Source organism: Flavobacterium sp. YO12, assembly GCF_004119495.1.
Taxonomy (GTDB): Bacteria; Bacteroidota; Bacteroidia; order Flavobacteriales; family Flavobacteriaceae; genus Flavobacterium.
In genome coordinates this window covers 1-4,831 of record NZ_NRQU01000118.1, presented here as the reverse complement: position 1 = coordinate 4,831, position 4,831 = coordinate 1, and the positions used below count along the sequence as shown (strand labels likewise).

Below are 4,831 nucleotides of genomic sequence, written 5' to 3'. Positions count from 1 at the left end.
TGGGTAAAGGATTGTTTTTGAAATTGCACAATAATTATACAATGTTTGCTGAAAATAGTTTATACGAGCTAATCTCATTATAAAAAGGAAAAGATTCGTAAGCCTTTATATTTTTAAAAATTCTGGACAATATGAAATCTCAAGTTATGATTCTTTTGATTCTTTTTGTGCAAATTTATCTTTTTGGAATTCTTGGAGTACTGGATTTGCAATTTGGAATGAAGATTTTTCTGCAATAACTGATCAAAAAGTTGACAAAATGTTTCCTCATACATCTTTATTAATGATGCAACACTCAAAGCAAAAGTTTGCAATAGTTGATAAGATGTATTTTGTAAATCAAGAAGTTTCTAAAAAAGGAGGATATAATTTATTTAGAGTTTTTGCCGTTGATTATTTAAATATTATGAAATTAGCCGAATCTAATAAAATTATATCTGAGATTACTTTTGAAAAAATCAAACAAGATTTATTTTCTGATTTTTTAGTTAGTTGGTATTGTAATACTAAGATTTGTAAAAACAATTATACTTTTAGTCTTGATAAAATTGGAGAAAGTTTGTGCGTTTATTATGGTAAAACTGGATTTTACAAACTACAATTGTTTTCATATTTATATTTTTTTAAATCGAAACTTCTGAGTGGTTATAATAAAATGAAAATAAAAGTAAAAAAGGAAAAATAAAATATGAGCAACGACTCTAAGAAACAAATCTTAAAAGCTACTAGTATAATTGGTGGCACTCAATTTATTACAATTTTAATTGGAATAGTAAGGACTAAGATTCTAGCTGTTCTATTAGGGCCTTTTGGGGTAGGAGTTGCTGGAATGTTGCAATCAATAATTGATCTTGTTAGAAATATCACGGGTTTCGGATTGAATTTTAGCGCAGTTAAAGATGTTGCAGAATCAGATGCATCCAATAATATTAAAAAATTAAATGAAACAATTACTGTTTTAAGAAATCTTGTATTTTGGACAGGTCTATTAGGTACTTTCCTAACAATTATTTTAGCTAAACCATTAAGTAATTTTACTTTTGGGAACTCTGATTACGTTTTAAGCGTTGTTTATTTGTCAATAACTCTTTTGCTTACAAGTGTAACTGGAGGACAGATAGCTTTGCTTCAAGGAAAACGCGAAATAAAACTGATGGCAAAAGCAACTTTATATGGGGCAATATATTCTACGGCTATAAGTATAGTTGTTTATTACATATTTGGTATCCAAGGAATTGTGCCAGTTTTAATTCTAACATCTTTAATTCCGCTCATATTTTCGTGGTATTATTCTAGAAAAATTAAATTTGAATCTCAAAGAATCTCATTCAAGGATACTATATCCAAAGGATTTGGGATGGCAAAATTAGGTTTTTTTATTGTTGTTACTGGCTTTATGGCAACCTTGACGCTATACATTATTCGTGTAATTATTGTTGATAAAATGAATATAGAAGCTGTAGGCTTTTTTCAAGCTTCTTGGATGATTAGTACTACTTATGTTGGAATAATTATAAATTCGATGCTATCTGATTTTTTTCCTAGACTGAGTGCAATTAATTCTGATAATGAAATGTCAAATAAATTGATAAATGAACAATTGGAGATTGCTTTAGTCTTAGGTACTCCAATGATTTTAACTTTAATTGCAACAACTGAGATATTGATTAAAGTTTTATATAGTTCTTCTTTTTTAAGCACAACGACAATATTGCAATGGCAACTTTTTGGTGCTTTTTTCACTTTAATTTCGTGGCCTCTATCTGTTTTATTTTTGGCCAAAAATAAAGGTATTTTTTGCATAATTATCGATGGAGTTTGGTCTTCACTTTTTTTAGCTATAGTATATTTTGGGTGGTCATATTTTGGTTTTAAAATTTTAGGAATTGGTGATGCTATTGCAATATTTAGCAAATTATTTCTTGTTTATTTTTTGGTGCGTAAAATAGGGAATTTTAAATTTTCCGTTAAAAACGTAAAGAATATTTTGATTTATGGTCTTTTTGCAGTGCTTATGATTATAAATGTAACTTTTGTAGAAAGTTGTACTCAATATGTTTTAAGCCTTATTTTCATTTTAGTAGTTGGTATTAGGAGTTTACTGACGTTAAATCAAATCTACCATTTTAGAGATAAATTTAAGTTCTACAAATTTTAATATTACAATTTGTATGGTTATTAAAATATATTTTATAGTTTAAATGAAAAATAAAATTGTAACAATATTCATTAACGTAATTTCGTTCTTTTTCTCATTTTCAACCTCGATTAAATTAGTTAATAGGTTTAATTTATTATATTCATTCTGGATTAAAAAGAATTTTAAGAAGGCTGAAAATTTAAACATTAGCTATCCTATTTATTTGAAAGGAGCGAAATATATAACAGTTGGAGAAAACTTTGATTGCGACCAAAGATTAAGATTAGATGCGATTGATGAATTTTTAGGAGAAAAATTTTCTCCAGAAATAATTATTGGTAATAATGTTTCAATTCAAAAAGATTGTCATATAGGAGCAATCAATCGCATAGTTATTGGTAATAATGTTTTGTTAGCAAGTAAGGTCTATATAAGTGACCATTCACATGGTGAAATCAATAAAAACTCTATTCTTCTACCACCTTCTAGAAGAAAACTATTTAGTAAAGGTTCTGTAATTATTGAGGATAATGTTTGGATTGGGGAAGGAGTTGTTGTCTTACCAGGAGTAACTATTGGTGAAAATACAATTGTAGGAGCTAATGCGGTTGTTACAAAATCAATACTTAAAAATAGTGTCGTTGGAGGAAATCCAGCAAGAGTAATTAGAGAATTATAATGATGAAAAAAGAAGCAAGAGTTATAGCATTATATTTACCACAATATCACCCCATTCCAGAAAACGATAAATGGTGGGGTAAAGGTTTTACAGAATGGACTAATGTTGGAAAAGCAAAAGCTTTATTCAGAGGACATTATCAACCTAGAATACCTGCCGATTTAGGATATTATGATCTTAGAGTTTCAGAAACCCGTATAGCTCAAGCAGAGATGGCTAAGGAATATGGTGTTGAAGGATTTTGTTATTGGCATTATTGGTTTGGTAATGGGAAAAGATTAATAGAAAGACCTTTCAATGAAGTAATTGCTTCTGGTGAGCCTGATTTTCCTTTTTGCCTTGCGTGGGCAAATGAAACATGGAAAGGTTTTGATCATGGGCTGAAAAATAGAAATGTTTTAATTGAACAATTATATCCAGGTGTTGAAGATTATAAAGCTCATTTTTATGAAGTTCTTCCAGCTTTAAAAGATAAACGCTATATAAAAGTTGATGGAAAACCATTGTTTATGATTTATAAACCATTAGCTAGTTCGGAGGTACTAGTTTTTATAGATGTTTGGCGAAAGCTAGCGATTGAAAATGGTTTGATCGGCATTCATTTTGTTGGACATCATAATGACTTGACAAATAAGATTGAAGATATACAGAGAACTGGTGTAGATGCTGTAAATACAACTAGATTAAATAATTATTTAATAAATCATCGTTCAATTAGAGAAAAACTATTTAGTCGAATAAAAAAAATATTTTTAGGGACTGCTGCAGCGTATGCTATTCCATATAGACTTATGTCTAAATATTTTCTGGTTCCAAAAGAAGACAGGCAAGAATTTGTTTATCCAAGTATTATTCCTGGTTGGGATCATACTGCGAGAAGTGGGCGTGAAGGTATGGTACTAACGAATTCAAAACCAGAATATTTTGAGACCCACGTGAAAGAAGCTGTAGACCTCGTAAAAGAAAAGGATGAAGAGCATAAAATTATTTTTATAAAATCATGGAATGAATGGGCGGAGGGAAATTATATGGAGCCAGATTTAAAATGGGGCTTAAAATATTTAGAAGCTTTGAAAAGACAATTAATATAAAAACTAGTTTTTCTTGGAAATAAAAATTTCGGTAATTATACCAGTATATAATGCAAGTCTTTTTCTAGAGAGGTGTTTGAACAGCATCCTTGAGCAGACTCTTTCGGATATTGAAGTGATATGTATTGATGATTTTTCTTCTGATAACTCATTAGAAATTTTAAAAGAATATGCATCTAAAGATACTCGTTTAAAATATTTTAAAAATGAAAAAAATATTGGTCAAGGATTAACAAGAAATAAAGGAATTGATTTAGCATCTGGTAAATATATTGCCTTTGTTGATTGTGATGATTGGATAGAAAGTAATATGTATGAAAGTCTCTATACAAGAGCTATAGAACATAACTACGATTTGGTTTGTTGTAATATTGTACATGATTTTCCGAATGGTACTTCACAGTCTCCAGTTATCCCTCCAATTGAATCACTATCTCTAGAATTTTTGATTAACGAAGCTATTTTTCCATCGGATAAATTGTTTTCTCCTAATTCGCCTTGTGATAAAATTTATAAAAAAGAATTTATAGATAAATTAGAGCTTCGATTTGAAAGTGAGCGAGTTTTTCTTTACGAGGATAAATTTTTCAATTTATCCTTATTAGTCGCAAAGCCAAATTTTTCTTATGTTTCTGAGGTTTTTTATCACTATGTTATCCGACATGGAAGCACTATGATATCTTATAGAAAAGATTTTACGAAAAGATATTTCGCTATGAACGAAAGAATTGAAAATCTATTATAAAAAATCAATTAGTGTCTAATGAATTAGACTTGAGACTAAAGAAAAGTCTATTTGATATTACATTTGCATTTTGCTTAAATGCATTAGTTTATAATAAAAAAATTACTGGTAAATTTATAGATTTTTCTGATATATTACGAGACAAAAGAATATCGAATAATGCTAAATATTTTGAT

At 28.8% G+C, this 4,831-nt stretch carries 5 protein-coding genes; all 5 read left to right on the top strand.

What is annotated here, in order from left to right; translation table 11 throughout:
• Positions 1 to 259 precede the first annotated feature (259 nt).
• From BOW55_RS20445 to BOW55_RS20425, 5 genes are read left to right on the top strand one after another with little or no spacing between them, the layout of a single operon-like run.
• The gene (locus tag BOW55_RS20445) at positions 260 to 685 is read left to right on the top strand and encodes a hypothetical protein (protein WP_129026288.1); all 426 of its coding nucleotides are present in this window, start codon (positions 260 to 262) and stop codon (positions 683 to 685) included.
• Positions 686 to 688: 3 nt separating this feature from the next.
• The gene (locus BOW55_RS20440) at positions 689 to 2,158 is read left to right on the top strand and encodes an oligosaccharide flippase family protein (protein ID WP_129026286.1); all 1,470 of its coding nucleotides are present in this window, start codon (positions 689 to 691) and stop codon (positions 2,156 to 2,158) included.
• Positions 2,159 to 2,201: 43 nt separating this feature from the next.
• Complete coding sequence (locus BOW55_RS20435; protein WP_129026284.1) at positions 2,202 to 2,819, top strand: DapH/DapD/GlmU-related protein; 618 nt, start codon at positions 2,202 to 2,204, stop codon at positions 2,817 to 2,819.
• Positions 2,820 to 2,821: 2 nt separating this feature from the next.
• Entirely contained in the window at positions 2,822 to 3,910 is a 1,089-nt protein-coding gene (locus tag BOW55_RS20430) for a glycoside hydrolase family 99-like domain-containing protein (protein WP_129026282.1), read from the top strand.
• 13 nt (positions 3,911 to 3,923) lie between these two features.
• The gene (locus tag BOW55_RS20425) at positions 3,924 to 4,655 is read left to right on the top strand and encodes a glycosyltransferase family 2 protein (protein WP_129026280.1); all 732 of its coding nucleotides are present in this window, start codon (positions 3,924 to 3,926) and stop codon (positions 4,653 to 4,655) included.
• Positions 4,656 to 4,831: the final 176 nt, after the last annotated feature.